Source organism: Micromonospora sp. NPDC050795 (assembly GCF_044456785.1).
Taxonomy (GTDB): Bacteria; Actinomycetota; Actinomycetes; order Mycobacteriales; family Micromonosporaceae; genus Micromonospora.
This window is the reverse complement of the sequence record NZ_JBITGE010000031.1, coordinates 52,534-78,956: the sequence shown is the minus strand read 5'-3', so window position 1 is coordinate 78,956 and position 26,423 is coordinate 52,534. Positions and strand designations below refer to the sequence as shown.

General features: G+C 73.3%; 25 protein-coding genes. 16 read left to right on the top strand and 9 right to left on the bottom strand.

Going from position 1 to position 26,423, the window contains the following annotated elements:
• Positions 1 to 16 precede the first annotated feature (16 nt).
• Entirely contained in the window at positions 17 to 1,318 is a 1,302-nt protein-coding gene (locus tag ACIBEF_RS24780) for an NAD(P)/FAD-dependent oxidoreductase (protein ID WP_396795527.1), read from the top strand.
• A gap of 36 nt (positions 1,319 to 1,354) precedes the next feature.
• On the opposite strand, the gene ACIBEF_RS24775 is transcribed toward ACIBEF_RS24780, so the two are convergent.
• The 3 genes from ACIBEF_RS24775 to ACIBEF_RS24765 form a co-directional block, all read right to left on the bottom strand.
• Positions 1,355 to 2,449, bottom strand: coding sequence for an AI-2E family transporter (locus ACIBEF_RS24775; RefSeq protein ID WP_396795526.1), 1,095 nt, complete (start codon positions 2,447 to 2,449; stop codon positions 1,355 to 1,357).
• A 59-nt stretch (positions 2,450 to 2,508) separates the two neighbouring features.
• On the bottom strand, positions 2,509 to 3,303 hold the full coding sequence (locus ACIBEF_RS24770) for a spermidine synthase (RefSeq protein WP_396795525.1): 795 nt from the start codon (positions 3,301 to 3,303) through the stop codon (positions 2,509 to 2,511).
• 312 nt (positions 3,304 to 3,615) lie between these two features.
• Positions 3,616 to 4,593 carry a DUF2267 domain-containing protein gene (locus ACIBEF_RS24765; protein ID WP_396795524.1) on the bottom strand — a complete coding sequence of 326 codons (978 nt, stop codon included), beginning with the start codon at positions 4,591 to 4,593 and terminating at the stop codon, positions 3,616 to 3,618.
• Positions 4,594 to 4,792: 199 nt separating this feature from the next.
• Between ACIBEF_RS24765 and ACIBEF_RS24760 the strand changes: the two genes are divergently transcribed.
• A complete protein-coding gene (locus ACIBEF_RS24760; protein ID WP_357233583.1) occupies positions 4,793 to 5,107 on the top strand; it encodes a hypothetical protein in 315 nt (104 codons plus the stop codon).
• Between the two features lie 73 nt (positions 5,108 to 5,180).
• Here ACIBEF_RS24760 and ACIBEF_RS24755 read toward each other — a convergent pair whose 3' ends face one another.
• Entirely contained in the window at positions 5,181 to 5,516 is a 336-nt protein-coding gene (locus ACIBEF_RS24755) for an STAS domain-containing protein (protein ID WP_396795523.1), read from the bottom strand.
• Between the two features lie 211 nt (positions 5,517 to 5,727).
• Here ACIBEF_RS24755 and ACIBEF_RS24750 point away from each other — a divergent pair, with 211 nt between their 5' ends.
• The 5 genes from ACIBEF_RS24750 (at position 5,728) to ACIBEF_RS24730 (ending at position 10,138) form a co-directional block, all read left to right on the top strand.
• Positions 5,728 to 7,485 carry a PP2C family protein-serine/threonine phosphatase gene (locus ACIBEF_RS24750; protein WP_396795522.1) on the top strand — a complete coding sequence of 586 codons (1,758 nt, stop codon included), beginning with the start codon at positions 5,728 to 5,730 and terminating at the stop codon, positions 7,483 to 7,485.
• A complete protein-coding gene (locus tag ACIBEF_RS24745) occupies positions 7,482 to 8,519 on the top strand; it encodes a B12-binding domain-containing protein (protein ID WP_396795521.1) in 1,038 nt (345 codons plus the stop codon). Before ACIBEF_RS24750 ends, ACIBEF_RS24745 begins: the two co-directional genes overlap by 4 nt.
• A 117-nt stretch (positions 8,520 to 8,636) precedes the next feature.
• Positions 8,637 to 8,984, top strand: coding sequence for an STAS domain-containing protein (locus tag ACIBEF_RS24740; RefSeq protein WP_396795520.1), 348 nt, complete (start codon positions 8,637 to 8,639; stop codon positions 8,982 to 8,984).
• 84 nt (positions 8,985 to 9,068) lie between these two features.
• Positions 9,069 to 9,515, top strand: a complete 447-nt coding sequence (locus ACIBEF_RS24735) for a response regulator (RefSeq protein ID WP_396795519.1) — start codon at positions 9,069 to 9,071, stop codon at positions 9,513 to 9,515.
• 113 nt (positions 9,516 to 9,628) lie between these two features.
• Entirely contained in the window at positions 9,629 to 10,138 is a 510-nt protein-coding gene (locus tag ACIBEF_RS24730) for an ATPase (RefSeq protein WP_396795518.1), read from the top strand.
• 24 nt (positions 10,139 to 10,162) lie between these two features.
• Here the strand turns inward: ACIBEF_RS24730 and ACIBEF_RS24725 are convergent, their stop codons facing one another.
• From ACIBEF_RS24725 to ACIBEF_RS24715, 3 genes are all read right to left on the bottom strand, one after another.
• Positions 10,163 to 11,014, bottom strand: coding sequence for a hypothetical protein (locus ACIBEF_RS24725; RefSeq protein ID WP_396795516.1), 852 nt, complete (start codon positions 11,012 to 11,014; stop codon positions 10,163 to 10,165).
• Between the two features lie 438 nt (positions 11,015 to 11,452).
• The gene (locus tag ACIBEF_RS24720; RefSeq protein ID WP_124819422.1) at positions 11,453 to 11,878 is read right to left on the bottom strand and encodes an OsmC family protein; all 426 of its coding nucleotides are present in this window, start codon (positions 11,876 to 11,878) and stop codon (positions 11,453 to 11,455) included.
• Positions 11,879 to 11,972: 94 nt separating this feature from the next.
• Positions 11,973 to 12,920, bottom strand: coding sequence for a serine/threonine-protein kinase (locus ACIBEF_RS24715; protein WP_396795515.1), 948 nt, complete (start codon positions 12,918 to 12,920; stop codon positions 11,973 to 11,975).
• A 201-nt stretch (positions 12,921 to 13,121) separates the two neighbouring features.
• Here ACIBEF_RS24715 and ACIBEF_RS24710 point away from each other — a divergent pair, with 201 nt between their 5' ends.
• From ACIBEF_RS24710 to ACIBEF_RS24690, 5 genes are all read left to right on the top strand, one after another.
• A complete protein-coding gene (locus ACIBEF_RS24710) occupies positions 13,122 to 13,352 on the top strand; it encodes a hypothetical protein (RefSeq protein WP_396795514.1) in 231 nt (76 codons plus the stop codon).
• Positions 13,353 to 13,471: 119 nt separating this feature from the next.
• Positions 13,472 to 14,212 (top strand): response regulator transcription factor, encoded by a 741-nt coding sequence (locus ACIBEF_RS24705; RefSeq protein ID WP_393227172.1) that lies wholly within the window; start codon positions 13,472 to 13,474, stop codon positions 14,210 to 14,212.
• Positions 14,213 to 14,243: 31 nt separating this feature from the next.
• A complete protein-coding gene (locus tag ACIBEF_RS24700) occupies positions 14,244 to 15,689 on the top strand; it encodes a sensor histidine kinase (protein WP_396795549.1) in 1,446 nt (481 codons plus the stop codon).
• A 44-nt stretch (positions 15,690 to 15,733) separates the two neighbouring features.
• Positions 15,734 to 17,980: an ArnT family glycosyltransferase gene (locus tag ACIBEF_RS24695; RefSeq protein WP_396795513.1), complete on the top strand. Its 2,247-nt coding sequence runs from the start codon at positions 15,734 to 15,736 to the stop codon at positions 17,978 to 17,980.
• Between the two features lie 2 nt (positions 17,981 to 17,982).
• Positions 17,983 to 19,272 carry a glycosyltransferase gene (locus ACIBEF_RS24690; RefSeq protein ID WP_396795548.1) on the top strand — a complete coding sequence of 430 codons (1,290 nt, stop codon included), beginning with the start codon at positions 17,983 to 17,985 and terminating at the stop codon, positions 19,270 to 19,272.
• Between the two features lie 13 nt (positions 19,273 to 19,285).
• On the opposite strand, the gene ACIBEF_RS24685 is transcribed toward ACIBEF_RS24690, so the two are convergent.
• Positions 19,286 to 20,131, bottom strand: coding sequence for an arginase family protein (locus ACIBEF_RS24685; protein WP_396795547.1), 846 nt, complete (start codon positions 20,129 to 20,131; stop codon positions 19,286 to 19,288).
• Positions 20,132 to 20,331: 200 nt separating this feature from the next.
• Between ACIBEF_RS24685 and ACIBEF_RS24680 the strand changes: the two genes are divergently transcribed.
• The 4 genes from ACIBEF_RS24680 to ACIBEF_RS24665 all read left to right on the top strand — a co-directional run bounded on the left by ACIBEF_RS24680 (position 20,332) and on the right by ACIBEF_RS24665 (position 25,478).
• The gene (locus ACIBEF_RS24680) at positions 20,332 to 20,481 is read left to right on the top strand and encodes a hypothetical protein (RefSeq protein ID WP_165947858.1); all 150 of its coding nucleotides are present in this window, start codon (positions 20,332 to 20,334) and stop codon (positions 20,479 to 20,481) included.
• 17 nt (positions 20,482 to 20,498) lie between these two features.
• Positions 20,499 to 21,929 (top strand): class I SAM-dependent methyltransferase, encoded by a 1,431-nt coding sequence (locus ACIBEF_RS24675; RefSeq protein WP_396795512.1) that lies wholly within the window; start codon positions 20,499 to 20,501, stop codon positions 21,927 to 21,929.
• Positions 21,930 to 21,978: 49 nt separating this feature from the next.
• Entirely contained in the window at positions 21,979 to 23,973 is a 1,995-nt protein-coding gene (locus ACIBEF_RS24670) for a sulfatase-like hydrolase/transferase (RefSeq protein WP_396795546.1), read from the top strand.
• A 221-nt stretch (positions 23,974 to 24,194) separates the two neighbouring features.
• The gene (locus ACIBEF_RS24665; RefSeq protein WP_396795511.1) at positions 24,195 to 25,478 is read left to right on the top strand and encodes a citrate synthase; all 1,284 of its coding nucleotides are present in this window, start codon (positions 24,195 to 24,197) and stop codon (positions 25,476 to 25,478) included.
• Positions 25,479 to 25,718: 240 nt separating this feature from the next.
• Here the strand turns inward: ACIBEF_RS24665 and ACIBEF_RS24660 are convergent, their stop codons facing one another.
• Positions 25,719 to 26,363 carry a maleylpyruvate isomerase N-terminal domain-containing protein gene (locus ACIBEF_RS24660; protein ID WP_396795510.1) on the bottom strand — a complete coding sequence of 215 codons (645 nt, stop codon included), beginning with the start codon at positions 26,361 to 26,363 and terminating at the stop codon, positions 25,719 to 25,721.
• Positions 26,364 to 26,423: the final 60 nt, after the last annotated feature.

Sequence of the window (26,423 nt, the reverse complement as noted above, 5' to 3'; positions counted from 1 at the left end):
CGGGAAACGGCCCGCAATGACGAAACCTCGTGTGGTGATCGTGGGGGCCGGGTTCGCCGGTTACCACGCGGCGAAGACGTTGAGCCGGATCGCCCGGGACCGGGCCGAGATCGTGGTGCTGAACTCCACCGACTACTTCCTGTACCTGCCGCTGCTGCCCGAGGTGGCGGCCGGGGTGGTCGAACCCAGACGGATCGCCGTGCCGCTGACCGGGACGCTCAAGGGCGTACGGGTGGTGATCGGCGAGGCGGACCACGTGGACCTGCAGAACCGCTGGGTCGGCTTCACCCAGGCCGAGGGGGAGAAGAACCGGCTGGCGTACGACCGGCTGGTGCTCGCCGTGGGCAGCGTCAACAAGCTGCTGCCCATCCCCGGGGTGACCGAGTACGCGCACGGTTTCCGTGGCCTGCCCGAGGCCGTCTACCTGCATGATCACATTGTCCGGCAGGTCGAACTGGCCGAGCAGGCCGAGGACCCTGCCGAGCAGCAGGCCCGCTCCACCTTCGTGGTGGTCGGAGCGGGCTACACCGGCACCGAGGTCGCGGCGCACGGGCAGCTGTTCACCGACGCGTTGCACGCGCAACGGCCCCGGCTCACCGTCCGGCCCCGCTGGATGCTGCTCGACGTGGCGTCCCGGGTGCTGCCGGAGTTGGACAAGCGGATGTCGGACACCTCGCACAAGGTGCTCAACCGGCGTGGGGTCGACGTGCGAATGGGCACCTCGGTCGCCGAGGCGACCTGCGACGGGGTGAAGCTCACCGACGGTGAGTACGTGCCGACCTGCACCCTGGTGTGGTGTGTGGGGGTGCGCCCCGACCCGTTCGTCAACGAGCTGGGCCTGCGGACCGACCGGGGTCGGCTGGTCACCGACGAGTTCCTCAACGTCCCCGGCTATCCGGAGGTGTACGCCATCGGCGACGCCGCCGCGGTGCCCGACCTCGTCAACCCGGGCAAGGTCTGCGGGATGACCGCCCAGCACGCGCAGCGGCAGGGCAAGCGCGCGGCGCACAACATCGCCGCGTCGTACGGTTTCGGCCGCCGCAAGCCGTACAAGCACCACGACCTCGGCTGGGTCGTCGACCTGGGTGGCAAGGACGCGGCGGCGAACCCGTTGCAGGTCAACCTGGCCGGTCTGCCGGCCAAGGCGGTCACCCGGGCGTACCACCTGATGGCGATGCCGGGAAACCGCACGCGGGTCAGCGCGGACTGGGCGTTGGACGCCGCGTTGACCCGGTCCGCGGTCCAGTTGGGGCTGGTGCCGGCGAACGCCGTGCCGTTGGAGAGCACGTCTCCCGAGGTGGCGTCCCGGGCCCGCTGACCGGGCGGGTGGCGGCGCCGGCCGTACCCGCAATGGTCAGTCGGTGGAGCCGGCCGGTCGCGCGGACCGCGCGGCCGGACCGGCCGGCGGGGCGGGCCGCAGCCGGCGCGGGCCGTACTCGCGCAGCAGGGTCTGGACGATCCCGGCGGCGGGGATGGCCAGCAGCGCGCCGAGCAGACCGGCCAGCTCCGCCGCGAGCAGCACGCTGACGAGCACCGTCAACGGGTTCAGCCGGACCGCGCGGGACAGGATGAGTGGCTGGAGCAGGTGGTTCTCCACCTGCTGGTAGACCACGAAGAAGACCAGCACCACCACCCCGGCGGTGGGGGAGTGCAGGAACCCGGCACCGGCCGCGATCACCGCGCCGAGGGTCGCCCCGACCAGCGGTATCAGGTCGGCCACCGCCACCAGGAGGGCTATCACCGCCGCGAAGGGCACCCCGGTGAGGGTCAGCACCACGAAGGTCAACGCCCCGCAGATCACGCTGATCAGCAGATTCCCGGTGAGATAGCCGGTCACGGTGCGCGACATCTCCCGGCCCACCCGGCGCAGCCGCTCGCCCTGACCGTCCCCGGCCGCCGCGAGCAGGCCGCTGGTGATCCGCGGCGCCTCCAACACCATGAGGTACGCCAGCACGATGACCGTGACCAGCCCGGCGACCGACTCGACGACGCCGCGCAGCACACCGACAGCGGGTTGGCGCAGGCGAGCTCCGAGGTCGCGCAACTGCTCGGAGTGCTCGCTGACGTAGCGGCGTGCCCCGGTGCGCTCCAGCGCCTGCCCCACCGGGCCCCGTCCGGCGCGGGCCTCCCGCAGCAGCTCGGGCGCCCGGTCGGCGAAGCGGCCCAACTCGCCGAACAACGGCACCAGAATGAGCGCGGCCAGGATCGCCAGCAGGACGAACGCGGCGAGGAACACCAGCAGTGTGGCCAGCGCCCGGCGCCGGACGAAGCGGCGTTGCAGCCGGTCGACGAGGGGCTTGAGCGCGACGGCGAAGAACGCGGCGACCACCGCCCAGACCAGCACCCGCCGGGTCGCGTACACGAACCCCAGCGCGAGGGCGGTCGCCAGCACCAGACCGATCACGATCAGGGTTCGGCGGCCAGTCGCCCGATCGTCGACGTTGCTCATCCGGCGGGCCTTCCCCGCGCAGGCCGTCGGAAACCCGGCAATGGGGGGCACAACGGCGATCAGTGGTGCGAGTTGTCGTCCGCGTCGGTGACGGGGTGTGCGCCGGCGGTGAACGTGTCGAGCGCGCCGGCGTGCAGCAGCCCACCGGGCACCGGGTCGCGCAGGGCGGCCACCGCCAGCCGGGCCACCGGCAGCCCGCCGGGGCGGGAGGTCGCGGCCAGCACCAGGTTGCCGTACCTGCGGCCGCGTAACATCCGCCGGTCGCCGACCACGCAGACGTCGGCGAAGACCGCCCGCAAGGTGGCCACCTGCACCCGGGTGGCGACCAGCGGAGGCAGATCCGTGACGTTCACCAGGTACAACCCGTCGGGGCGCAGGGCGCGGGCCACCTCGGCGGCGAACTCGACGGTGCGCACGTGCCGGGGCATCCGGGCCGCGCGGTAGATGTCAGCGATCACCAGGTCGTAGCGGCCGTCCGGGGTGTCGGCCAGGGCGTCCCGGGCGTCGGCGACCTCCACCCGCACGTCCGGCGGCACCGGCGGCAACTCCCGGGCCACCAGCTCGACCACCGCCGCGTCCCGCTCGACGACCCGTTGCGGGGAGCCGGGCCGGGTGGCGGCCAGCCAACGGGGCAACGTCAACGCGCCGCCGCCCAGGTGCAGGACGTTCAATGGCGCGCCGGCCGGGGCGGCCACCTCCACGGCCGAGGCGATTCGCCGGACGTAATCGAAGTGCAGGTGCCGGGGATCCTCGACATCCACGTACGACTGCTCGACCCCGGCGGACAGCAGTGTCCGCCCGGTCCGGCGGACCGGATCGGCGACCAGTTCCAGCCGGTCGGCGGCGCGGTTCATGCCCGGCACGCTAGCCGAGCCCTCCGTGCACCCGGCACGGCGGACGGGGCGGGGGGGGGGGGGGGGCCCCCCCCCCCCCCCCCCCCCCGGGGGGGGGGGGGGGGGGGCCCCCCCCCCCCCCCCCCCCCCCCCCCCGCGGGGGGGGGGGGGGCGGGGGGGGGGGGCCCCCGGGGGGCGCCCCCCCCCTCCCGCCGGGCGGGGGGGGGGTGCCCCCCGGCCCCGCCCGCGGCGCCCCCCGGGCCCGGGGGGGGGGGGGGCGGGGGGGGGGGGCGCCCCCCCGCCCCCCCGCCCCGACGGTGTCGTGGTGGCCGGTCAGCCGCCGGCCATCCCGGCCCCCACCTCGTCGATCGCGTCGTCGATCTGGCGGGCGAGGTCCACGTCGAGCGCGGTGACCCCGTTGGCCTGGTTGGTTCGCACTGTCAACACGGCGGCGGTGTCGCCCGGACGTCCGATGCTCGGGCCGCGGCCGTTGTCCTGGCGAAGCCGGTCGAGCCGGGCGAGCACCCGGTCCAGGTTGTCGGGCGGCAGGGCGACCACCCGGTAGAGACCCTGGCTGTCGCCGGACCAGTAGGGCAGGTCGTCCAGCGCCGCGCTGATCTCGTCGGCGTCCAGGGTGGGTGTGGTGGTGGAGGCGCCCACCAGGCCGCCGCCAACCTCCGGCGGGTTCAGCAGGTCGCGCAACCCGTCGGGTACGTGCAACGACTCGACCAGGTCGCCGTCCTGCTCGGCGAGCGCGGCGATCGTCGCCTCTGCCTGGTAACGGGCCTGCTCCGGGGTGTTGCCGCTGATCCGGCCCACCTCGGCCAGGAAGCCGGGCAGGTCCTGGTGCCGCTCGATGCCGTCGACCGGCAGCACGTCGTGCAGCGACGCCGGCACCGCGGCGAGCAGCCGCTGCCGCTCGGCGGCCTCCAGGGCGAACGCGAGGACCAGAACGGTCGCCTCGGTGCCCACCTTGGCGGTCTTGAAGTCGACCCCGGCGCGACGCCGAACCTCGTCGACCAGGTCGTGGTAGCCCATGCTGTTCACACCGGCCGCGCCGCTCGGCGGGGACGGCTGCGGTCGCGGGTTGTCGGCGCTACCGACCGGCGGCGGTGCCGGCCCCCCGCGCGTGGTGTCCGACTTGTGCGGTCCGGCCGCTGGTGGGCCCGCCCGCTTACCCGCGTCGAGGCTCGTGAGCTGCTTGGACGCGCTCAGGCTGGCGCCGATCTCGCTGGGCTGGCGATTCTGTTCCCGGGCCTGCCGGGCCAGGGCCCGGCGCCTCTGGTTGTCGCCCTCCATCTGCTTGCGCATGGTGCATCCCTTCCGCTGGGGATCGTGGCTGCGCCAGTCGCCTTCCCGCCGTCCCGGAGAAGGAAACGGAGGCCGCCGGCCGGGTCGGACCGACCTGCGCCACGCTTCATCCGGCGGGGGTGAGGGGTGCTCACCCGCACGGCCCGCACGATCGGGTCAGGACCGGAGTTCTTCCGAGGTACGCGGAAGGAAGGTCGTCATGAAGGAAGTTGTCGAGATCGTCCCCGCTCGACCCGGCTGGTACGCCCGCTGGCAACTCACACCCGAGGTCACCAGGTGTTACCCGGTGAGCCTGTGGGCGCTGGTGGAGGAGGCCGACGGAACGGGCCGCGAGGTGATCGGGATGGACTGCATCGGTCAGTGGCCCGGCGCGGACGACAACGAGGCGGGTGGGCAGTTCGTCCGCTACCTGTACCAGACGCCCGATTCGGGGGAGCCCGAGGACGTCGACCCGGCCCCGATCGGCGAGCTGCGTGAGGACGGTCCCCGGCTCCAGCCGATGACGGCACCCTAGACATTCCTCCGGCCCCCGACCCCAGGTCCCAGGGTCGGGGGCCACCCCGTCCGGTGCGGGGGTGGCCGGTCGGTCAGCCGGTGGCGCGCACGTCGTCGGCGGCGTACGCCTCGGCCAGCAACTCGGTCAGGCCGGTGCGGTCCAGCATCCGCTGAAGCTGAGGACTGACCCCGGTCAGTCGGATCGCGCCGGCGGCGCGGTGCACCACCAGCAAGGCGCTGAGCCCGGAGGAGTCGCAGAGGGTGACCCCGGTCAGGTCGACCAGAACCGGGGCTTCGTCGTCGCGCAGCCCGGCCGCCGCGGCGATCAGCTCGGGTGCGCTGTCGTAGTCGAGTTCGCCGGTCAGCCGGAGTCGGACGTTCCCGGCGGCGAGCCGGATTGTCTCGATGGTCAACAGCTGGTCGGGCATCTCACCATTTTCCTTGTTGAGCCACAAAACGCAAAGCGGGGGCGGTGACGCGCCCCCGTGTCGCTCGTCCGACGCCCCGTCGTGGCGGTGCCGGCCACCGGCCGTGAGATGCCGCTTTCCGGGTTCCGGCGTAGGGTGACGGGAGAGTTTTGACCGTGGACGCCGGTTCCGGCACGGGTTCGGTGAACGACAAAGGAGTGAGGCTCAGCTGGTGACTGCTTCCGACGTCAGGGACTGGGACCCGGGCGACGGACGGCTCTCCACGCCGAGCACGACACGACCCTCGGCGTGGTCCGCCGACGTTCGCCGCCCCACCGCGGCCCTGCCGCCGCTGGCCCCCGACCGGGGGCAGGCCACGCCCGACTGGTTCGAGGTCGTCGAGCACTTCCGGGAGGGCCTGGTGGTCTGCGACGCCGATGGCGTCGTGCGGCACGTCAGCCCGGTGGCCGAGCGGTTGCTGCCCGAGGTGACTCCCGGTGAGCTGCTCGGCGCTGCCGGTGTGCCCGGGTTGAGCGACGGTGTCCCCGGGGGCTTCACCCATCGCGGGCGCCGGCTCACCGCGCGCCAGGTGCCGCTCTCCGGTGACCGCTGCTGCTGGTACGTCGAGGACGTCACCGACAGCGTCAGCCGCGCCGACGCGCTGCTCGCCGAACGGGCTCGCTCGGCGTTCCTGGCCGTGGTCGGCGACAAGCTGGGCAACCCACTGCACCCGGACCGGGCTGCCGCCGCTGTCGTCCGACTCGCCGTGCCGACCCTGGCCGAGGTGGCGGTGCTGGTGCTCGCCCCGAAGGCCGGGCGCGCCCGCTGGTGGCGGGCCTCACGCACCGACGACGAGGTGACGACTGTGGACAGCGGCGTCCTGGCCGGCGGCGAGCTGCCGACCGCCATCGCCGACGGGTTGACCGGGGCCGAGCCGCACGCGGTGGACTGGTTGGTCGAGCAGGCGGTCGACGCCGGTTGGCTACCGGGCCTGGCCGGCACTGACAGCGCCGCCCGGGTCGTTCCGCTGCCGGGCCGCGACGCGCCGGTCGGTGTGCTGCTGGTGGCCCGTCGCGCCACCCGCTGGTACGACGAGGACGACGTGGAGCTGGTCCGCGCGTTCGCGGCCCGCGCGGGCGCGGCGTTGACCACCGCGCTGCTCTACCGCGACCAGGCCGAGGTGGCCGACACCCTCCAGGCCAGCCTCCTGCCGGTCGAGCCGGTCGAGGCGACCGGTGTGCAGTGGGGCACCGCGTACCGGCCCGCGCAGGCGGGACTGCGCATCGGCGGCGACTTCTACGGCTCGCACCGGCTCCCCGACGGGGGTTCGGTGTTCTTCCTCGGCGACGTGTCGGGCAAGGGCGTCGAAGCCGCCGTCTTCACCGGCCAGCTGCGCCAGTGTCTGCAGGCGCTGCACCGGTTGGAGTCGCACCCGGCGCGGCTGCTGCGGCTGCTCAACGACGCGTTGCTGGAGACGACCCAGGCGCACGGCCAGGGCCGCTTCGCCACCATCGTGCTCGGCGTGGCCCGCCCGGAGCGCGACGGCGGCCTCACCCTCACCATGGCCGGCGGCGGGCACCTGCCACCACTGGTGCTGCGCGCCAGCGGTGAGGTGGAGACGGTGCCGTTGCGCGGCATGCTGATCGGGGTGGTGCCCGACCCCCGCGTCGGCGAGGTGACGGTGCGGCTGGCGCCGGGCGAGACCTGCCTGCTCTACAGCGACGGGGTGACCGAGGCCCGGGGCGGCCGGCGCGGGGACGAGCAGTTCGGCCCGGAGCGGCTGATCAGCGCGCTGACCGGTTGCCATCGGATGCCCGCCCCGGCCCTGGCCGAACGGGTCGAGCAGATCACCTGCGACTGGCTGGCACAGGGCGACCACGACGACATCGCCGTGCTGGCGCTGCGGGCGGTCGGCCTGGGCGGGCGCGGTGCACGGCACCTGCACTCGGTGCCCGCCAGCGTCGACCACACGAGGGAGCCTGACGCGTGACCGCCGCCACGGCCACCAACGACCTCGGCGAGGCGTACTCCGGATATCTGGAGCATCTCGCGGACGCCGACGAGTACGCGGCGACCGACCTGGCGATCGGTCTGCTCGACGCGGGCGTCCCAGCGGAGCGGGTGCTGCTCGGCCTGGTCGCGCCCGCGCAGGCGGAGGTGGGTGAGCGGTGGGCCCGCAACGAGTGGAGCGTCGCCCAGGAGCACGCGGCCACCCACATCAGCGAGCAGGTGGTGGCGGCGGTTTCCGCGCACGCCAGACCGCAGCCGATCAACGGCCGGGTCGTGGTCGCCTGCATGGACGGCGAGTGGCACGCGCTGCCGCCCCGGCTGGTGGCCGAGGTGCTGCGGTTACGCGGGTGGCAGGTGACTTTCCTGGGCGCCAGCGTCCCCGCGGCGCACCTCGTGTCGTACCTGCACCGCTACGACGCGCACGCGGTCGCGTTGGCGTGCGCATTGCCGATGCGCCTGCCGTACGCCCACCGCATGATCGAGGCCTGCCGCCGCTCGGACGTCCCGGTGGTGGTTGGCGGGCGTGGGTTCGGCACGGACGGCCGCTGGGCGCGTCGGCTCGGGGTGGCCTGGGCACCGGACGCGCCCTCGGCGGCCGAGCTGATCGCCGACGAGCGGGCGCTGCGCGCGGCGCCGCCGGCGCGGCTGGCCCACCTGGCCGACGACGAGTACGCCAGCCTGGTGCGCCGTCGCGGTGAGCTGATCGACAGCGCGTTGGCGGAGCTGCGGGAGCGGGTGCCGGCGGCACGGGCGTACACCGCCGCGCAGCTCGACTCGACAGTCAGCGACCTGGGCCACATCGTGGATTTCCTGGCCGCGGCGGTCTACGTCGACGACCCCACCCTGTTCACGGAGTTCGTGGAGTGGCTGTCGGAAATTCTGGGAAGTCGTGGGGTGCCAGCCGGGGCGGTCGTCCTGCCGCTGGAGCACTACGCCCTCGCGTTGCGGGACTTTCCCCGGGCGGCGCGGGCGCTGGCGCTGGGATGCGCGGCGCTGCCCGGCACCGCCCGCTGACCGACCCGTCGGGGGCGTCCGGATCGATCACCGCGCTCGGCGGCGGACGAGTCAGCTCTGCGTATACTTGCCGGACTGCAAACGTCCCACCCCCGTGGTGGAGCGAGGGGGAGAACGGTGACGTTCAGCGTCAACTACGTCGAGCGCGACGGGGGTGGCGCCTGCCTGCGGCTCGTGGGCGAGCTGGACCTGGGCACCGCCCCCGAGCTGACCGCCGCGATCGAGCGGCTCAGGGCGGCGGGCGAGACCCGGGTGCTGCTCGACCTGACCGACCTCACGTTCTGCGACTCCACCGGGATGGCCGTGTTCGTCCGGGGCGACAACCAGGCGGCGGCCGACGGGGGGTGGCTGCGCCTCACCGGTGCCCACGGGCGGGTCGAGCGGGTGCTGCGGGTGACCGGCCTCGCCGACGTGTTGCGGTACGAACCGGAGCCGGTCGACCCCGCGTCCCGCAATGCGTCCTGATGGGCTAGATTTCCCCGCCAGCATTTCCCCGCCAACGCGGTGACCGTCAGGGTCCCGTCCCCGTCGACTCCGAGGCAGGTAGTGATGGGCGCAGACAGCGCGCAGCCGGTACGCATCCTGGTGGTCGACGACGACCCAGGTGATGTGCTGATGATCGAGGAGGCGCTGGCGGACTCCGACGTCGACAAGATCATCGACGTGGTGAGTGACGGCGAGGAGGCGATGGAGTTTCTCCGCGCCGAGGGCCGCCACGAAGATGCCCGCCGACCCGACGTGATCCTGCTGGATCTGAACATGCCGCGCATGGACGGTCGCCAGGTGCTCGGGGCGGTCAAGCAGGACGAGGATCTGCGGACCATCCCGATCGTCGTGCTGACCACCTCCAACGCCGACACCGACATCGTCGGCAGCTACACGTTGCAGGCCAACGCGTACGTCACCAAGCCGATCGACCTGGACGACTTCAACGACGTGGTCCGCCGCATCGACGAGTTCTTCGGCCGGGTCGTCGTGCTGCCCAAGCGGGTCTGAGCCCCGCGCCACCTGCGCGCATGCTGAACATTTTCCCCGAACCCCCTCGGCGCGAGCGGTCGCGGCCGAGGATCCAGGTGGGGAAGTAACAGCAGCTGCCTGGGGGCGACAGTATGAGATTCTCCGTCGTTGAGACCGGTTACGACCAGCGACAGGTGGATTACTGCCTGGACGAGTTGGGGGTTCGGTTGTCCCGGCTCGCGGCGCGGGCCGAGGGCGCAGCCGGGGCGGCCGGGGAGTGGGACGAGATTCGGCAGGAGGCAGCCGCGCTCGGCGGCCTCCTGCGACGACTCGACCTGTGCGACGCCGCTGCCACCCGGCCCGCCGGTGACGCGGGGCGGCGCGAGGCAGCCGAGTTGCTGGCCCAGGCCCGCGCCGAGCTGGACGAGGCACGGCGGGTGCGGGAACGGGCGTACGCGGAGGCCGTGCAGGCCCGACGCGACTTCGAGGCGGCGCTGGACGCTCGCCGACGGCGCGAGGTTCGGGTGGACGAGATCCTCAGCCAGGTGACCGTCGAGCAGGTGCCCGCTGACACCCCCACCGCAGCCGCCGGGGTGCCGGGCAGCCGGGTCGGAGTCGGCGGCGTGGAGGAGGGTGCGCAGCCTCCGCCGGGCCGTCGCTGAGACGCGCGGGCGTGGGAGCCCGGCTCAGGCCGTGAGCGCCGCCGCGACGGTGGTCGCCCGATCCTCGTGCTGGGCGTACGCGTCCGGGTAGGCGGAGATCTGCACGGACTGGGCGGCCGCCGTGACGCTCATGTCCTGCCAGCCGGGTATCTCGTTGAGCGCGCTGTAGAAGGCCCGCGCGGCGTACGACGGGCGCATCAGCTGGGCCACCGTGCCCCAACCGCTGCTGGGCCGCTGCTGGAACAGCCCGACCGAGTCGTGGTCGGAGCCGCTGCCCTGGTTCGGGTACTCCGCCGACTCCGGCAGGACGTCGCTGGCCAGGTTGTAGAGGTTGCTCTCCTGCATGGCGGTGGACAGTGCCACCACCAGGGCGCGGCGCGGCATCTTCATCTCCAGGCCGACGTCCACGATGATCTTCGCGTTGTCCATCTGCGCCTGGTCGAGGCCGGCGACCGGCCGGGGGCGGCGGGGTTTGACCGGCTTCTTGGGCGCCTTGCGGACGGCGGTGGGGGTGGGTGTGGGCTTCGCCGTCGGGCTGGGCGGCAGGATCCGGGCGGGGGCGGCGTCGCGGTCCAGCGACCGGGAGGCGCGTTCGTCGGCGATGGCGGCGCGGTCGGCCACCGCCTCGGCGAGCGGCTCGACGGTACGGGGGGCGTCGTCGTTGCCTCGGGCGGTGGCGACCGCGACGAGGCTGAGGCAGCAGGTGACGCCGGTGGCCAGCGCCACCCGCACCGGGGTCGAGCCCAGCAGGGCCCACCGCGGCGCTTCGGCAGCGCGGTGACGGCCGATCGTCCGTTCGGTTGAGGCGGCGTCGTCCGAAGGGGTGGTCGGGCGCGCGTCGGTCAGCTTCTGGGCGGAGGGGTCGTCGGGGTGCACCTGACGAGGCTAAAGAGCTGAATGCCCGATGCCACCAGCCCGTACGGTGGCATGCGCCACAATTTGCCCTGATCATGGCGACTTCAATGGGCAAAGCGGGAGCAGGGTTAACCAACCTCGCGACTCACGCCAGACGGTTATTCCCGACTTGCCGGGCCAATCCGCTCGCCTCGCCCCTCCGCATGCTGCATCTCCAGCCACCGCCAGGGGTCAACCGAACAGTCGAGGCGCACCTCCACCAACCGGCCCCCACCGACCCGCGCGCTCCGTCCGCCCCGCCCCGCCCCGCCCCGCCCCGCCCCAGGATCCCCACCCTGCTCGCCGATCTTGCACTTACTGTCGCGGCAAAGGGGGCATCCCCCCGCATTTCGGCGACTGAAAGTGCAAGATCGGCGCGGTGGGGCGGGCGTGCGCAAGATCGGCGCGGTGGGGCCTGGGTCAGTGGCGGCCGTTTTCGGCTGGGGTGACGGTCAGGCGGTGGCGACTGGCGTCGCTGCTGGAGAACGGCCAGAGCCTGTCGGCGTACTCGACCAGGTCGGCCAGTTGATCCCGGCTCAGCCCGGCTGAGGAGATTTCCGCGTGGACGTCGGCCCGGTACCGGCCGTCGTTGTCCCGCCCCAGCTTCGCCTCCGCCCGGACCTGCACGGTGTGCGCCTCGTCGGTGATCTCCCCGGCCACCTCCACCGCCGCGTGATGCAGGCAGGAGGCGAAGGCCGCGGCCAGCAACTGTTCCGGGGTCAGCCCGGTGCAGTGCGGCGCCAGCGGTGAGGCCAGCGCGGTGGAGAGCCCGCCATCGTCGGTGCGTACGTGACCGCCCTCGGCGGTCGCTGTGGCCTCACGCAGCCAGGAACTCTGATCCGGCATCGCGTTTCTCCCGTCGCTCACCAGGCCGGCTACCCCTTCGCCGCCCGGCGAAACGCCACGGGGTCGCGCCGTCAATCGCCACGGGGTCGCGCTGTCAGCGCCCGGCAGGCTGGTTCGGCTCGTTTACCAGCACGACCGCCTCGGTGGCCTCCGCGGCGGCTCGTTCGGTCCACGGCGACGTCGGGGCGGGCCGGCGGGTCGTCGGGATCGTCATCGGCACGTACACCCGGGCGTCCACGGCCTCGGCCAGCAGTAGCGCGGCGACCAGGCTGGTCGGACGCTGCTCGGGGTCCTCGGCGAGGCAGGAGTGGCACAGCTCGGCGACCTCCGGTGGGAGCCCGGCGATGTCGGGCAGCGGCTCCGGTGGCTGACAGCGGCGTGCGAGGAGCAACTCGCTGGAGGTCGCCGCGCGGTAGGGCAGCCGGGCCGTCAGGCTGTAGTAGAGCAGCACGCCGAGGGCGTACATGTCGGCGGCGGGGGTGGCGGGTGCCTCGTCCAGCTGTTCGGGTGCCAGGTACGCCGGAGTGCCGAGCACCATGCCGGTCGGCATCGGGTCGGGTTCTCCGGCGGCGATGGCGATGCCGAAGTCGAGCACCTTCACCCCGGCCGGGGTGAGGATGACGTTGGCGGGCTTGACGTCACGGTGCACGATGCCCTCGGCGTGCGCGGCGGCCAGCGCGGCGGCGACCTCCGCGCAGACCCGCACCGCGATCTGCCAGTCCAGCGGCCCGGCGCGCAGGTGCACGGCGAGCGTCTCACCCTCGGCCAGCTCCATGACGATGTAGGGCACCGGCCGGCCCGGCCACGTCGTGGAGGTGCCGAAGTCGTGCACGCTGGCCACGTTGGGGTGTTCCAGCCGGGCCGCCGACCGGGCCTCCGCCCGGATCCGGTCCACCGGGCCGTCCCGATCGTCGCGGCCGGGGGCGATGAGCTTCACCGCGACCGGCCGGTCCAGCACCTGGTCGTAGGCCCGCCACACCTCGGACATCCCGCCCACACCGATGCGCTGTTCGAGCCGGTACCGCTCGTCCAGCATCCGCATCGACCGCTCCTCGTCCTCGCCCCGCCGACGGCCGGGTTGCTCCGATCGCGGTACCCGCGCTCCGAACTGGGCAAACCGAGCTTGGTTCGGGGCACATGGGCCCCGCGCACCTCGCTGCGCCGGAGCGGTGGGTGCGGTAGCTTGCGAGCCAGAGCCGGTGTCACCGATTGTGCCGGCACGGTCACCCGAGGGGGCGCCGCGATGAGCGAGGTCACCGTACGCTTCGTCGGCGGGCCCGCGGACGGCCTGGTCCGGCTGCTGCCGGCCGGGTCGGACGGCGTCCCACCCCAGCGCTGGATCATGCGACACCCGGACGGCACAGGGTCGGTGCAGCCCGGCCCCGACCACCTCTACGAACGCGACCGGCCCGACGAGGCCGGCGGCTGGAGCATGCGGTTCGTGCGCACCGACGCGTACGGCGTGTCCGAGTGACCACGAGGCGGGGCTGACCGATGGTGTCGCCGGCGTCGCGTCGGCCCACCCGCACAGCCCGCGCACAGCTTCCGCAGGGGCGCGGCACAGGCGTGGCGGCCACCATGGGGCCCATGGTCATGAACGGGCAGGCCGCGCCGAGCCGGATCGAGCTGCGTCGCCCCGACGGGGAACCCGTCCGGGTGCTGGTGGTCGACGACGAACCCACGCTCACCGACCTGCTGTCGATGGCCCTGCGCTACGAGGGCTGGCAGGTCCGCACCGCCGGCAACGGCATGGCGGCGTTGAGCACCGCCCGACAGTTCCAGCCGGATGCCGTGGTGCTCGACGTGATGCTGCCCGACCTGGACGGCTTCCAGGTGCTGCGCCGGCTGCGCGAGCACGCCCCCACCGTGCCGGTGCTCTTCCTGACCGCCCGCGACGCGGTCGAGGAACGCATCGCCGGGTTGACCGTCGGCGGCGACGACTACGTCACCAAACCGTTCAGCCTGGAGGAGGTCATCGCCCGGCTGCGTGCGCTGCTGCGCCGCTCCGGGCTGGCGATCGCCGCGCAGGAGGAGGCGGTGCTGACCGTGGGTGACCTCAGCCTCGACGAGGACAGCCACGAGGTCCGCCGGGCCGGCCAGCTCGTCACTCTCACCGCGACCGAGTTCGAGCTGCTGCGTTTCCTGATGCGCAACCCGCGCCGGGTGCTGAGCAAGGCGCAGATCCTCGACCGGGTGTGGAACTACGACTTCGGTGGCCAGGCCAACGTGGTGGAGCTGTACATCTCGTACCTGCGCAAGAAGATCGACGCCGGTCGGGCACCGATGATCCACACGCTGCGCGGTGCGGGTTATGTCCTCAGACCCGCCGAGTAGGCGCCGCCCACTGCGCGCCGCCCGTGGGTGGCTGGCCGGGCGCTCCCTGCGTACCCGACTGGTGTTCGCCCTGCTCGCGCTGCTGGCGTTGGTCAGCGTCGCCATCGGTGGCCTGACAACTGTGGCGCTGCGGCACTTCCTGATCGACCGGCTCGACGCCCAGCTGGCCCCGCCGACGGGCATGCGGGGCGACCGGCCGGGACGGCCCGCCTTCCCCGGTGACGGACCGGGCATCCCACCCGGGCTGCCGTCCGGCGTGGTGGTAGCCGAGATCAGCGACGGCCGCGTGACCGGCGCCCGGACCCTGACCAACAGCGTCTCCAACGTGTTCCCCGACCCGCAGCCCGTCCCGGTGGGGGAGGTCGCCGCGCTGGCGGACCTACCGGTCGACGCCAGACCACGCACCGTCGACCTCGGCGACCGCGGCGACTACCGGGCCGTGGCCCGCCAGTACTGGGACGGCCGGGTACGTGTCGTCGCGGTCCCCCTCTCCGGCGTCCAGGAGACCGTCTGGGCGCTGGTCGCCGCACAGGCCGGGGTGGCCGCGGTCGGGCTGCTGCTCGCCGGTGTGGCGGGCGCGCTGATCGTGCGGGCGACCCTGCGACCGCTCCACCGGGTGGCCGCCACCGCCACCCGCGTCACCGAGCTGCCCCTGGACCGGGGAGAGGTGGCGCTCGCCGTCCGGGTCCCGGCCGCCGACACCGACCCGCGCACCGAGGTCGGCCAGGTCGGCGCGGCGCTGAACCGGATGCTGGGCCACGTCGCCGACGCGCTCTCCGCCCGGCAGGCCAGCGAGACCCGGGTACGCCAGTTCGTCGCCGACGCCAGCCACGAACTGCGGACGCCTCTCGCGGCGATCCGCGGCTACGCCGAGGTGGCCCGCCGTGGCCGCGACGAGGTTCCCCCCGACGTGGCGCACGCGCTGCGCCGGGTGGAGTCGGAGAGCACCCGGATGACCAGCCTCGTCGACGATCTGCTGCTGCTGGCCCGCCTCGACACCGGCCGGCCACTCGCTGTCGAACCGGTGGACCTGACCGCCCTGCTGGTGGACGCGGTAAGCGACGCGCACGTCGCCGGCCCCGAACACCGCTGGCAGCTCGAACTGCCCGAGGTGGCGATCCGGGTGCCCGGCGACGCCGCCCGGCTGCACCAGGTGGTGGCGAACCTGCTCACCAACGCCCGCGTGCACACCCCGCCCGGCAGCACTGTCACCACCGCCCTTGCCGTCGACGCCGCCAGTGCCGTGCTCACCGTCGCCGACGACGGGCCGGGTGTGCCGGTGGAGCTGCAACCGGAGATGTTCGAGCGGTTCGCCCGGGGCGACAGCTCCCGGTCTCGCGCGCACGGCAGCACCGGCCTCGGCCTGGCCATCGTCGCGGCGGTGGTGGAGGCCCACCACGGCACGGTCGAGGTGCAAGGCCGTCCAGGTCGGACAGTGTTCACCGTCCGGCTGCCGAATCCCACAGCTGACGCATAGTCTGCGCACGGGGTCGCGCCAGCCTGGCCGCCGAGGCTGGCCGCATGGACAGAACAGAGACCCTGCCGACGGCACCCGCCGCACCCGAGCCGCCGACGGCCGCCCGCCCCGACGAGCACTCGCCGCCGACGCGCCGCTCGCCGGCCTGGGCCCGGCCCGCGCTGGTGATCCTGCTGCTCGCCACCGGCCTGCTCTACCTGTGGGGGCTGGGCGCGTCGGGCTGGGCGAACTCGTTCTACGCGGCGGCCGTGCAGGCCGGCTCGGTGAGCTGGAAGGCGTTCCTCTACGGCTCGTCGGACGCCGCCAACTCCATCACCGTCGACAAGACACCCGCGTCGCTGTGGCTGATGGCCCTGTCCGTACGGATCTTCGGGCTGAACAGCTGGGCGATGCTCGTACCGCAGGCGCTCTGCGGGGTCGCCTCGGTGGGCGTGCTCCACGCGACAGTGAAGCGTTGGTACGGGCCGGCCGCTGGTCTGATCGCCGGCGCGGTCCTCGCGGTCACCCCGGTGGCGACGCTGATGTTCCGGTTCAACAACCCGGACGCGCTGCTGGTCCTGCTGCTGGTCGCCGGGGCGTACGCCACCGTGCGCGCGCTGGAGATGGCGAGCACCCGGTGGATCGTGCTCGTCGGTGTGCTCGTCGGCTTTGGCTTCCTCACCAAGATGTTGCAGGCATTCCTTGTGGTGCCGGTCTTCGCCGGCGTCTACCTGCTGGCCGCGCCGACCGGGCTGTGGCGGCGGGTCCGGCAGCTGCTGCTGGCGGGGCTGGCGGTGGTGGTCGCCGCCGGCTGGTGGGTGGCGCTCGTCGAGTTGGTGCCGGCGAGCGCCCGCCCGTACATCGGCGGCTCGCAGGGCAACAGCATCCTGGAGCTGACCCTCGGCTACAACGGCCTCGGCCGGATCACCGGCGAGGAGGTCGGCAGCGTCGGCGGTGGTGGCCCCCGCCCGGGCGGGGGTGGCCCGTTCTCCGGGCAGAACGGCGTGCTGCGCATGTTCGGCGGCGAGATCGGCGGTCAGGTCTCCTGGCTGTTGCCGGCCGCGCTGATCCTGCTGGTCGCCGGTCTGCTGCTGGCCGGTCGGGCGGCCCGCACCGACCGCACCCGGGCCGGGCTGCTGCTCTGGGGCGGCTGGCTGCTGGTCACCGGCCTGATCTTCAGCTTCATGTCCGGGATCTTCCACGCCTACTACACGGTGGCGCTCGCACCGGCGATCGGCGCGCTCGTCGGCATCGGTGTGACGCTGCTCTGGCGGCACCGCCGACTGCAGCCCGCACCCGGCGACGCTGGCGGCACGCGCTGGCAGCGGTGGAGTCCGCTGGCCGCCACCGCGACGCTCGCCGGCACGCTCGCGGTCACCGTCTGGTGGGCGTGGGTGCTGCTCGGGCGCAGCCCCGACTGGTACCCGTGGCTGCGGACGACCGTGCTCGTCGCCGGTCTGGTCGGTGCGTTGCTGCTCCTGCTCGTCGGCCGCTCGCCCCGCCGCCTGGTGCCGGTGGTGCTGGGCCTGGGCGCGGCGGCGGCCCTCGCCGGCCCGGTGGCGTACGCGGTGCAGACCGCCGCGACCCCCCACACCGGGTCGATCCCGAGCGCCGGCCCGTCCGTGGCGGGCGGATTCGGCCGGGGCGGCTTCCCCGGCGGGCGACCGCCCGGCGGCATGGAACTGCCGGCCGGCGGCCAACTCCCCGGCGGCGGCCAGTTCCCGGGCGGCTTCCCGGGCGGCGGTCAGTTCCCCGGCGGCGGCCAGAACGGTGGCGGCCAGAACGGCGGCGGTCAAAACGGTGGTGGGCAGAACGGCGGCCGCAACGGCGGTCAGGGGCCCGGCTTCCCGGGCGGTGGTCGTGGCGGCGTACCCGGTTTGCCGGGTGGCCAGGGCCCCGGCGCCACCGGCGGGCAGGGGCGCTCGGCCGGTGGGGGCATGGGCGGGCTGCTCGACGCCCGTGAGCCGAGCGCCGCACTGCGCGAGCTGCTGGAGCGCGACAGCACGGACTACACGTGGGTGGCCGCGACCATCGGCTCGAACAACGCGTCCGGTTACCAGCTCGCCACCGGTGAACCGGTGATGGCGATCGGCGGGTTCAACGGCAGTGACCCGTCACCGACGCTGGCGCAGTTTCAGCGCTACGTGGCCGACGGGAAGATCCACTACTTCGTCGGTGGCGGTGGCTTCCGGGCCAACGGCGGCAGCGCGGCCTCCCAGGAGATCGCCGCCTGGGTCGCGGAGACGTTCACGGCGCAGACCGTCGACGGGGTCACCCTCTACGACCTCAGCGCCGCTGCGGGGGCGTCATGACGATGCTCGGCGGACCACGGCCCGCCATCCAGGCCCGACCCACCACCGCCGTGCTGGACGTGGTCATCCCGGTCCACAACGAGGAGGTCGACCTCGGGCCGTGCGTACGACGACTGCACGCCCACCTGAGCGCGCACTTTCCGTACCCGTTCCAGATCACTGTCGCCGACAACGCCAGCGTCGACGACACCCTGAAGGTGGCCGACGGCCTGGCCGGTGAACTGCCCGGCGTCGAGGTGCTGCACCTGGACGCCAAGGGGCGGGGGCGGGCGCTGTCAGCCGCCTGGTCGGCGTCCTCGGCACCGGTGCTGGCGTACATGGACGTGGACCTCTCGACCGACCTGGCGGCGCTGTTGCCACTTGTCGCGCCGCTCATCTCCGGCCACTCCGACCTGGCGATCGGCACCCGGCTGGCGCGTACCTCCCGGGTGGTGCGTGGCACCAAACGGGAGGTGATCTCCCGGGCCTACAACCTGCTGCTGCGCGGTGCGTTGGCGGCGCGGTTCTCCGACGCGCAGTGCGGGTTCAAGGCGATCCGGGCCGACGTGGCAACGGAACTGCTGCCGGTGGTGCGCGACACCGGCTGGTTCTTCGACACGGAGCTGCTGGTGCTGGCCCAGCGGGCGGGGCTGCGCATCCACGAGGTGCCGGTGGACTGGGTCGACGACCCGGACAGCCGCGTGGACATCGTCGCCACCGCCCTGGCCGACCTGCGCGGCGTGGGTCGGCTGGGCCGGGCGCTGCTGACCGGGACGCTGCCTCTGGCCGACCTGCGCGCGCAGCTCGGCCGGGCACCGCTGACCGCGCCACATGCCCAGCCGCTGGCCGGGCCGGGTGGGACGCCGCCGACCGGGCCGTCTGCCCGGCCAGGAACGGCGCTGCCGGGACAGGTGCCGGTCGGGCTGCCCCGGCAGTTGGTCCGGTTCGCGGCGGTCGGGGCGGCGAGCACGCTCGCGTACCTGCTGCTGTTCCTGGCTACCCGGAGCGTGCTCGGCGCGCAACCGGCGAACCTGCTGGCGCTGTTGCTGACCGCGGTGGCGAACTCGGCAGCGAACCGGCGGCTGACGTTCGGCATCAGCGGACGCCGGCACGCAGCCCGGCATCACGCGCAGGGGTTGCTGGCCTTCGCGCTCGGTCTGGCGTTGACAAGCGGCGCGCTGGCGGTGCTGCACCTCGTCTCTGCCGTACCGGCCCGGCCGGTCGAACTGGCCGTGCTGGTGGCCGCGAACCTGGCCGCCACCGTGCTGCGCTTCGTGCTGCTGCGCCTCGGCATGCACCACCGCCGTACCTGAGTCACCGGCCCGGTCAGTCGACCAGCATCTCGGTGAGGACCTCGACGACGCGTCGGGTGTGCCGCCCGTCGGGGTCCTCATCGGTGTTTAGGTCGGTCACGCTCATCCCGAGCAGCCGGTCGGCGCGGGCCAACGGCGTGACCAGTGCGATCAGATCCGCCCAGCGCGGGCCGTCCGGTTCGGGGTAGGTCACCGCGGGCAGGTCGCGCGGGTCCACCACGTCCAGGTCGAGGTGCAGCCAGGCCGGTCCGTCGCTGTCGGCGGCCAGGCTCGCGCCGACCGTCGCCGCGCCCCGGTGCAGCAGCTCGGCGGCGTTGATCTGGTGGATCGCCGGGTCGATCCGGGCCGCCTCGACCCGGCTGCTCTCGTCGGTGGCGGGGCGGTGCCCGAGCAGGTGGACGCGGCCGGGCTCGATCAGCGCGCCGCCGGGGCCGACGGCGACCGGGCCGTAACCGGTGACCACCGAGAGGTCCATGTCGGCGGCCTCACCGCTCGGCGAGGTCGTGCCGTCGAGGAAGTCCGGGTGGGCATCGACGAACCACAGGTCGGTCGCCGGGGGTAGGGCCCGGCAGATGCCGGGCAGGATCGCGCAGTCGCCGCCGAGCACCAGTGGTCGGTGGCCGTCCGCGATCAGCGCGCCGATCCGCGCGGCGATGGCGCCGCCGGCCCGGACCAGGCCTGCCGCGCCGATCACCCCGCTGACCGGGTCGCGGTGCGGGTCGCGCAACCGTGCCTCGTCGATCTGCCCGTCGTCGTCGGCGGCCAGGGCCTCGCGCAGGCCGGCGCGGCGCAGCGCGGCCGGGGCCCGCTCCTCGCCGCGCCCGCGTCCGGAGGAGTCCAGCGGCGCGTCCACGATCATCCAGGGCACGTCCGCAGCGTACCGGCGCGGTCGGCCGTCCCGGCCGCATTCTGTGGTGCGGCTGGGAGTCCGCCGATGTGCCCGCGACGGCGACGACGAGCGGCGTACGGTGAGGGACAAGTCCGGCTTTCTGGGTCAAAAGCCTCATCGGTGTACGCCCTGGACGCCGGTGTCGAGGCGGCGAGGGCAAGGAGCGATCGGTGGAACATCTGGCCTACCTGGACGCGGGGTCCGGCAGCCTGATCGTGCAGGCGGTCGTCGGTGGGGTGGCGGGCGCCGCGGTCGCCGCGAAACTCTACTGGCGACGGCTGGTCGACCGGTTCCGCCGGCAACCCACCGACCAGCGCTGAGCGGGCCAGCCCCGACGATGGCGATCTCACCGACCGAGGTACGGCCCGAGCCGGCCTCCTTCCGCGACCCCGCCAACCGGGTCTTCCACGTCGGCGACGAGGTGCTGCGCGGGCTGGACCCCCAGGCCGCCGAGCACTGGCGGGCACTGACCGGCAGCACGTTCTTCCCGGCGCTCGTCGCCGCGCGCAAGGTCTGCGCCACCGAGGACGCCCCGCCCACCCTGGTGCAGGCCGCTGGCGGAACACCGTGGGCGGCTGTGCTGCGCCACGAGCGCATCCCGTTCGTCTCCCACCCGTACGAGTGGTCGTTCAGCATGCTGCGCGACGCCGCCCTGCTGCACCTGGAGATCCTGACCGCCGCGCTCGGCGAGGGTTTCACCACCAAGGACGGCTCGGCCTACAACCTCCAGTGGCGAGGCGCCGAACCCGTCTTCATCGACATCGGCTCCTTCGAACCGGTCCGCGACGGCGAACCGTGGGCCGGCTACCGCCAGTTCTGCCAGACAGTGCTCTACCCGCTGCTGCTCACCGCCCACCTGGGCGTCGACTTCCAACCGTGGCTGCGCGCCCGGGTCGACGGCATCGAGGCCGACGAGTTACGGCCGCTGTTCAACGGGACCCGCCGGCTGCGCCCCGGCGTGCTGACCCACCTGCACCTGCACGGGGCCATGCAGCACCGCAACGCCGCCGCCAGCACCACCGAGGTACGCGACCAACTGCGGGCCGCCGGCTTCTCCCGGGAACTGCTGCTCGCGACCGTCCGCGGCATCGAGAAACTCGTCCGCAAGCTGGACCGCCGCCCGCCCGATAGCCACTGGTCGGACTACCAACGCACCTGCGGCTACTCGGCCCGCGACCGGGTGGCGAAGGAGCAGTTCGTGGCCGTCGCGGTCGCCGCGGGCACCCGCCCCCGGCTGGTGCTCGACCTCGGCGCCAACGACGGCCGGTACTCCCGGCTGGCGGCCGGGCACGCCGACTACGTGGTCGCTGTCGAGCAGGACCCCACTGTCGTCGACGAGCTGTACCGACAGCTGCGCTCCGAGGGGCAGCGCCGCATCCTGCCGCTGGTGCTGGATCTGGCCGACCCCTCGCCCGGCGGCGGCTGGCGGGGCGTCGAGCGGGCCGGCTTCGCCGAGCGGGCGTCCGCCGACGTCGTGCTCGCCCTGGCCGTGGTGCACCACCTGGCGATCGGGCGCAACGTGCCGCTGCCGGAGGTCATCGACTGGCTGGCCGGGCTGACCGCGCCGGGCGGCGCGGTGGTGGTGGAGTTCGTCCACCCGGAGGACCCGATGGCAACACGGCTGCTGGCCAACAAACCCGCCGGTCTCTTCCCGGACTACCGACGCGACACCTTCGAGGCGCTGCTCGCCGCCCGGGGACGGATCACCGACCGGCTGGAACTGCCCTCGGGCACCCGCACGCTCTACCGAACGGTGATCGGTGGCTGAACCGGTCGCCGCCGCCCCGTCGACAGCGGACGACCCGCCGCCGGCGGCCGTGCGGTGGCACCGGGGCTGGCGCGCCGAACTGGGCCGGCTGCTGGAGATCGTCGCGCTGGTCGGTCTCGTGGTCACCCAACCGCTGCTGGACGTGCTCGGCCGCAGCCCCGACTTCTTCCTCTTCCACCGCGCCGACCCGGCCCAGATCCTGCTGCTGCTCGTCCTGGTGACGGTCCTCCCCACGGCCGCGGTGGCGCTGCTCGGCGCGCTCAGCCGACTGGCCGGCCGGACCGCCCGCGCCGTCACCCACACCGGGCTGGTCGGGCTGCTGGTCGCCGCCCTCGCCGTGCAGGTGGGCCGACACGTCACGCCACTTCGGGGCGTACCCCTGCTGCTGGTGGCCGTGCTGGTCGGAGCCGCCGGCGCGGCCGCCCACCGGCGGTGGCGGGCGCCGGGCCGGGTGCTGCGACTGGCCGCCGCCGGCCCGGTGGCCTTCGTGGCGCTCTTCCTGCTCGCCTCGCCGACCTCGGCGGTGGTCCTGCCGCGCGGCGACGGCGGCGCGGCCGGCACCGCGCAGGGCTCGGCCGTGCACCCGCCGGTGGTCATGCTGATCCTCGACGAGCTGCCACTGGTCAGCCTGCTCGGCGCGGACGGGAAGATCGACGCCGGGCGGTACCCGCACTTCGCCGAGCTGGCCGGCGGCTCCACCTGGTACCGCAACTCGACAGGGGTCAGCGGGTGGACGCCCAACGCGCTGCCGGCGATGCTCACCGGCCGCTACCCGGCCAAGCCGGTCGCCCCGCACTACTCGCAGTACCCCGACAACATCTTCACCGCCTTCGGCGGCCTGTACGACATCCGCGCCGAGGAGAGCATCACCCGGCTCTGCCCACCCAGCCGCTGCGAGCAGCCGGTAGCTCCGGAGCAGGGGCTCGGGGTGCTGGTCCGGGAGACCGGCACGCTGCTCGGCCGGGTCGCCGGGCCCACGGAGAGCGCTGTCGACCCGGAAGACTCCTACCGCGAGCAGACCCGCGCCGAGGCCGGCCTGGACGCCGCCGAACCGGTGCCGGCCGACCCGAAGTTCCGCTGGGACAGCCTGGACGACAACCAACCGGCCCGGTTCACCAGCTTCCTGGCCGGGCTGAAGCCGACCACCCGGCCAACTCTGCACTTCCTGCACCTGCTGATGCCGCACTCACCGTGGGCGTACCTGCCGTCCGGGGCGCGCTACGACGCCCCCGAGGACCTGCCCAACGACGGCGCCGGCTGGGTCGACCTGGCCCGGGCACGGCACCTCGCCCAGCTCGGCTACACCGACCGGCTGATCGGCGAGACCCTGCGGACGCTGCGCGCCAACGGCCTCTACGACCAGGCCCTCGTCGTGGTGACCGCCGACCACGGGGTCAGCTTCCGCCCCGGCGCGCAGGGCCGCGGCATGGACGCCATCAAGGCCGCCGCCGGCGAGGTCGCCTGGGTGCCGACGTTCGTCAAGGAACCCCGGCAACAGACCGGCCGGGTGGACGACCGCAACTGGGAACACGTCGACCTGCTGCCGACAGTGGCCGACGAGGCCGGCATCCGGCTGCCCTGGACTGTCGACGGGCGCTCCGCCCGGCAGGCCCCCCGCACCGACGCTACGAAGCACTTCTACGACCGCCCAGGCGAACCGGTCACCTTCCCCGGTGGCGTGCCCGCCCCACCGCCCCTGCCGACACCCCACCCCCTGGTCGGCACCGAGGTACGCGCCGGCCCCGCCGCCGGCAGCGCCCGGGTCGCCGACCTGGCGGCGTTCACCGCCACCGACCCGGACACCGGCACCCTCCCGGCGCTGGTCTGGGGCGACGTCCCGGACCGGATCCCGGACGGCACCCTCCTCGCCGTCGCCGTCAACGGCCGCATCGGGGCCGTCGTCCCGGTGGTGCCGGCCGACCCCGGCGGACGCCGGTTCGCCGCGCTGCTCGCCGACGACAAGCTGTTCCACGCCGGCACCAACCAGCTCGACGTCTTCCAGATCGCGACGGACGGTACGCTGCGACGCCTCACCCTCTCCTGACCTGGCTTCCCGGTCCGGTCCGGGGTTGGTCCGGCCCGTGCTTCCGGGTTCGGACCGGTCCGGTCCCGTCTGGCGGGATACCGGGTTTCCCGGCCGCCCGGTCGGGAATCGGGTGACGCATACCTCACCGCCGAACCACGGCGGGCGTTGTCCCCCGAGCCGCAATTACGTTAGAAGCGAAGGCAATTCAACGTAGATCTGCCGGCGAAGCGAGGAACCACATGACGGAAGTCAAGCTCGATCACCCCGGTGGGCAGCTGTCGATGCCGGTACATCCTGCGGTCGAGGGCCCCGCCGGTGTCGGGGTGAGCAAGCTGCTGAAGGAAACCGGGATGACCACGTACGACCCCGGTTTCGTCAACACCGCCGCTGCCTCATCCGCGATCACCTACATCGACGGCGACGCGGGCATCCTGCGTTACCGGGGGTACCCGATCGAGCAGCTGGCCGAGAAGTCCTCCTTCCTGGAGGTCTCCTACCTGCTCATCTACGGTGAGCTGCCGACCGAGCAGCAGCTGACCGAGTTCACCGAGTGGATTCGGCGGCACTCGCTGCTGCACGAGGAGATGCGTCGCTTCTTCGACGGCTTCCCCCGGGACGCCCACCCGATGGCGGTGCTCTCGTCTGCGGTGAGCGCCCTGTCCACCTTCTACCAGGACAGCCTGGACCCGTTCGACTCCGAGCACGTGGAGATCTCCACGGTCCGGCTGATTGCGAAGGTCCCCACCATCGCGTCGTACGCGTACAAGAAGTCCATCGGTCAGCCGCTGCTGTACCCGGACAACTCCCTGGGGTACGTGGACAACCTGCTGCGGATGACGTTCGGCGTGCCGGCGGAGCCGTACGAGGTCGACCCGGTGATGTCGAAGGTGCTGGACATGCTCTTCGTCCTGCACGCCGACCACGAGCAGAACTGCTCCACGTCGACCGTCCGCCTGGTCGGCTCCAGCAACGCCAACCTGTTCGCCTCGGTCTCGGCCGGCGTGAACGCGCTCTTCGGCCCCCTGCACGGCGGCGCCAACCAGGCGGTGCTGGAGATGCTCCAGCAGATCCACGCCGGCGACGGCGACGTCCGGTCCTTCGTCCGCAAGGTCAAGGACAAGCAGGACGGCGTCAAGCTGATGGGCTTCGGCCACCGGGTCTACAAGAACTACGACCCGCGGGCGGCGATCGTCAAGAAGGCCGCGCAGGACGTGCTGGGCCGGATGGCCAAGCCCGACCCGCTGCTGGACATCGCCATGGAGCTGGAGGAGATCGCCCTCGCCGACGACTTCTTCGTCTCCCGTCGGCTCTACCCGAACGTGGACTTCTACACCGGCCTGATCTACAAGGCCATGGGTTTCCCGACCAAGATGTTCACGGTGCTCTTCGCGCTCGGCCGGCTCCCCGGCTGGATCGCCCAGTGGCGCGAGATGATCAGCGACCCGGAGACCAAGATCGGCCGTCCGCGGCAGGTCTACGTCGGCTCCGCCGAGCGGGACTACGTCCCCTTCAACGAGCGCTGACCCGTTCCTCGCTTCACCAGCAGGCCGTCGACCCCCACCGGGCCGGCGGCCTGCCGCTTTTCCGCGCTGCGCTGCCCCGTCCCGGCATGATCGACTCGGGTTCCTGCAAGGCGCGGTGTCCCTCGTGCTGAGATGCCCCGATTTTCAGGAAGCCGAGTCGATCACGCGCCGTGGCGCCGGGGGCAGGCCCCGATTGCCGGGCGGACCTGGGTGGCTGGTGATCGGTGACGGGCCGGGCGGTCAGAAGGCGGAGATGTCCTGGGCCCGCTCGGTGCGGCTGAGTGCGCTGATCAGCGCGGACTGGCCTCGGCGGCGGACGGCCAGGCGGACCAGCAGGTCGCGCACGGGGTCGAACACGTCCGCCGGGAACTCCGGCGTGGGTACGCCGATGCTCACCGCCAGGTCGTCGGAGTGGACCACGATCTCCAACTGGCGGGTGAGCAGGAAGTCGCCGCGCCGCAGCGACCAGCCCTGCCACGGGATCGGCACGACCTCGCGGGCGGCACCCCGGGAGAGCAGGTCGCCCACCTCCGTCAGCGCCTGGGCGGAACGGGCGTGCAGGTCGGCCGGCCCACGTTCGGCGTCGGCCTCATCGGGGCCGGAGGCGACCGTGTCCTTGTCCGGGGAGCCCTCGGAGACCCACGCCGCCCGCTCGTAGTGACCGTCGGCGGACTCCAGGGTGGGCAGGTCGGTCGGCACCGGCAGCAGCTCCGCCGCGCGTATCGCCTGCCGCCCGAGGTGACACGCCAGGCCACCCACGGACAGGTGCGGCAACGCGCTCGGGCTGGACCACCGCTCGGACACCTCGGGGCGTCGGATCAGGTCCAGCGCGATCGAGGCGGCAACCGGAAAGCTGGCATCCAGGGCGTCGGCAGGGCGAGACATTCGCACATTCTGACAGGCCCCACCGACCAGCGCCGAGCACGCGACCTGGCACTGGGCGTG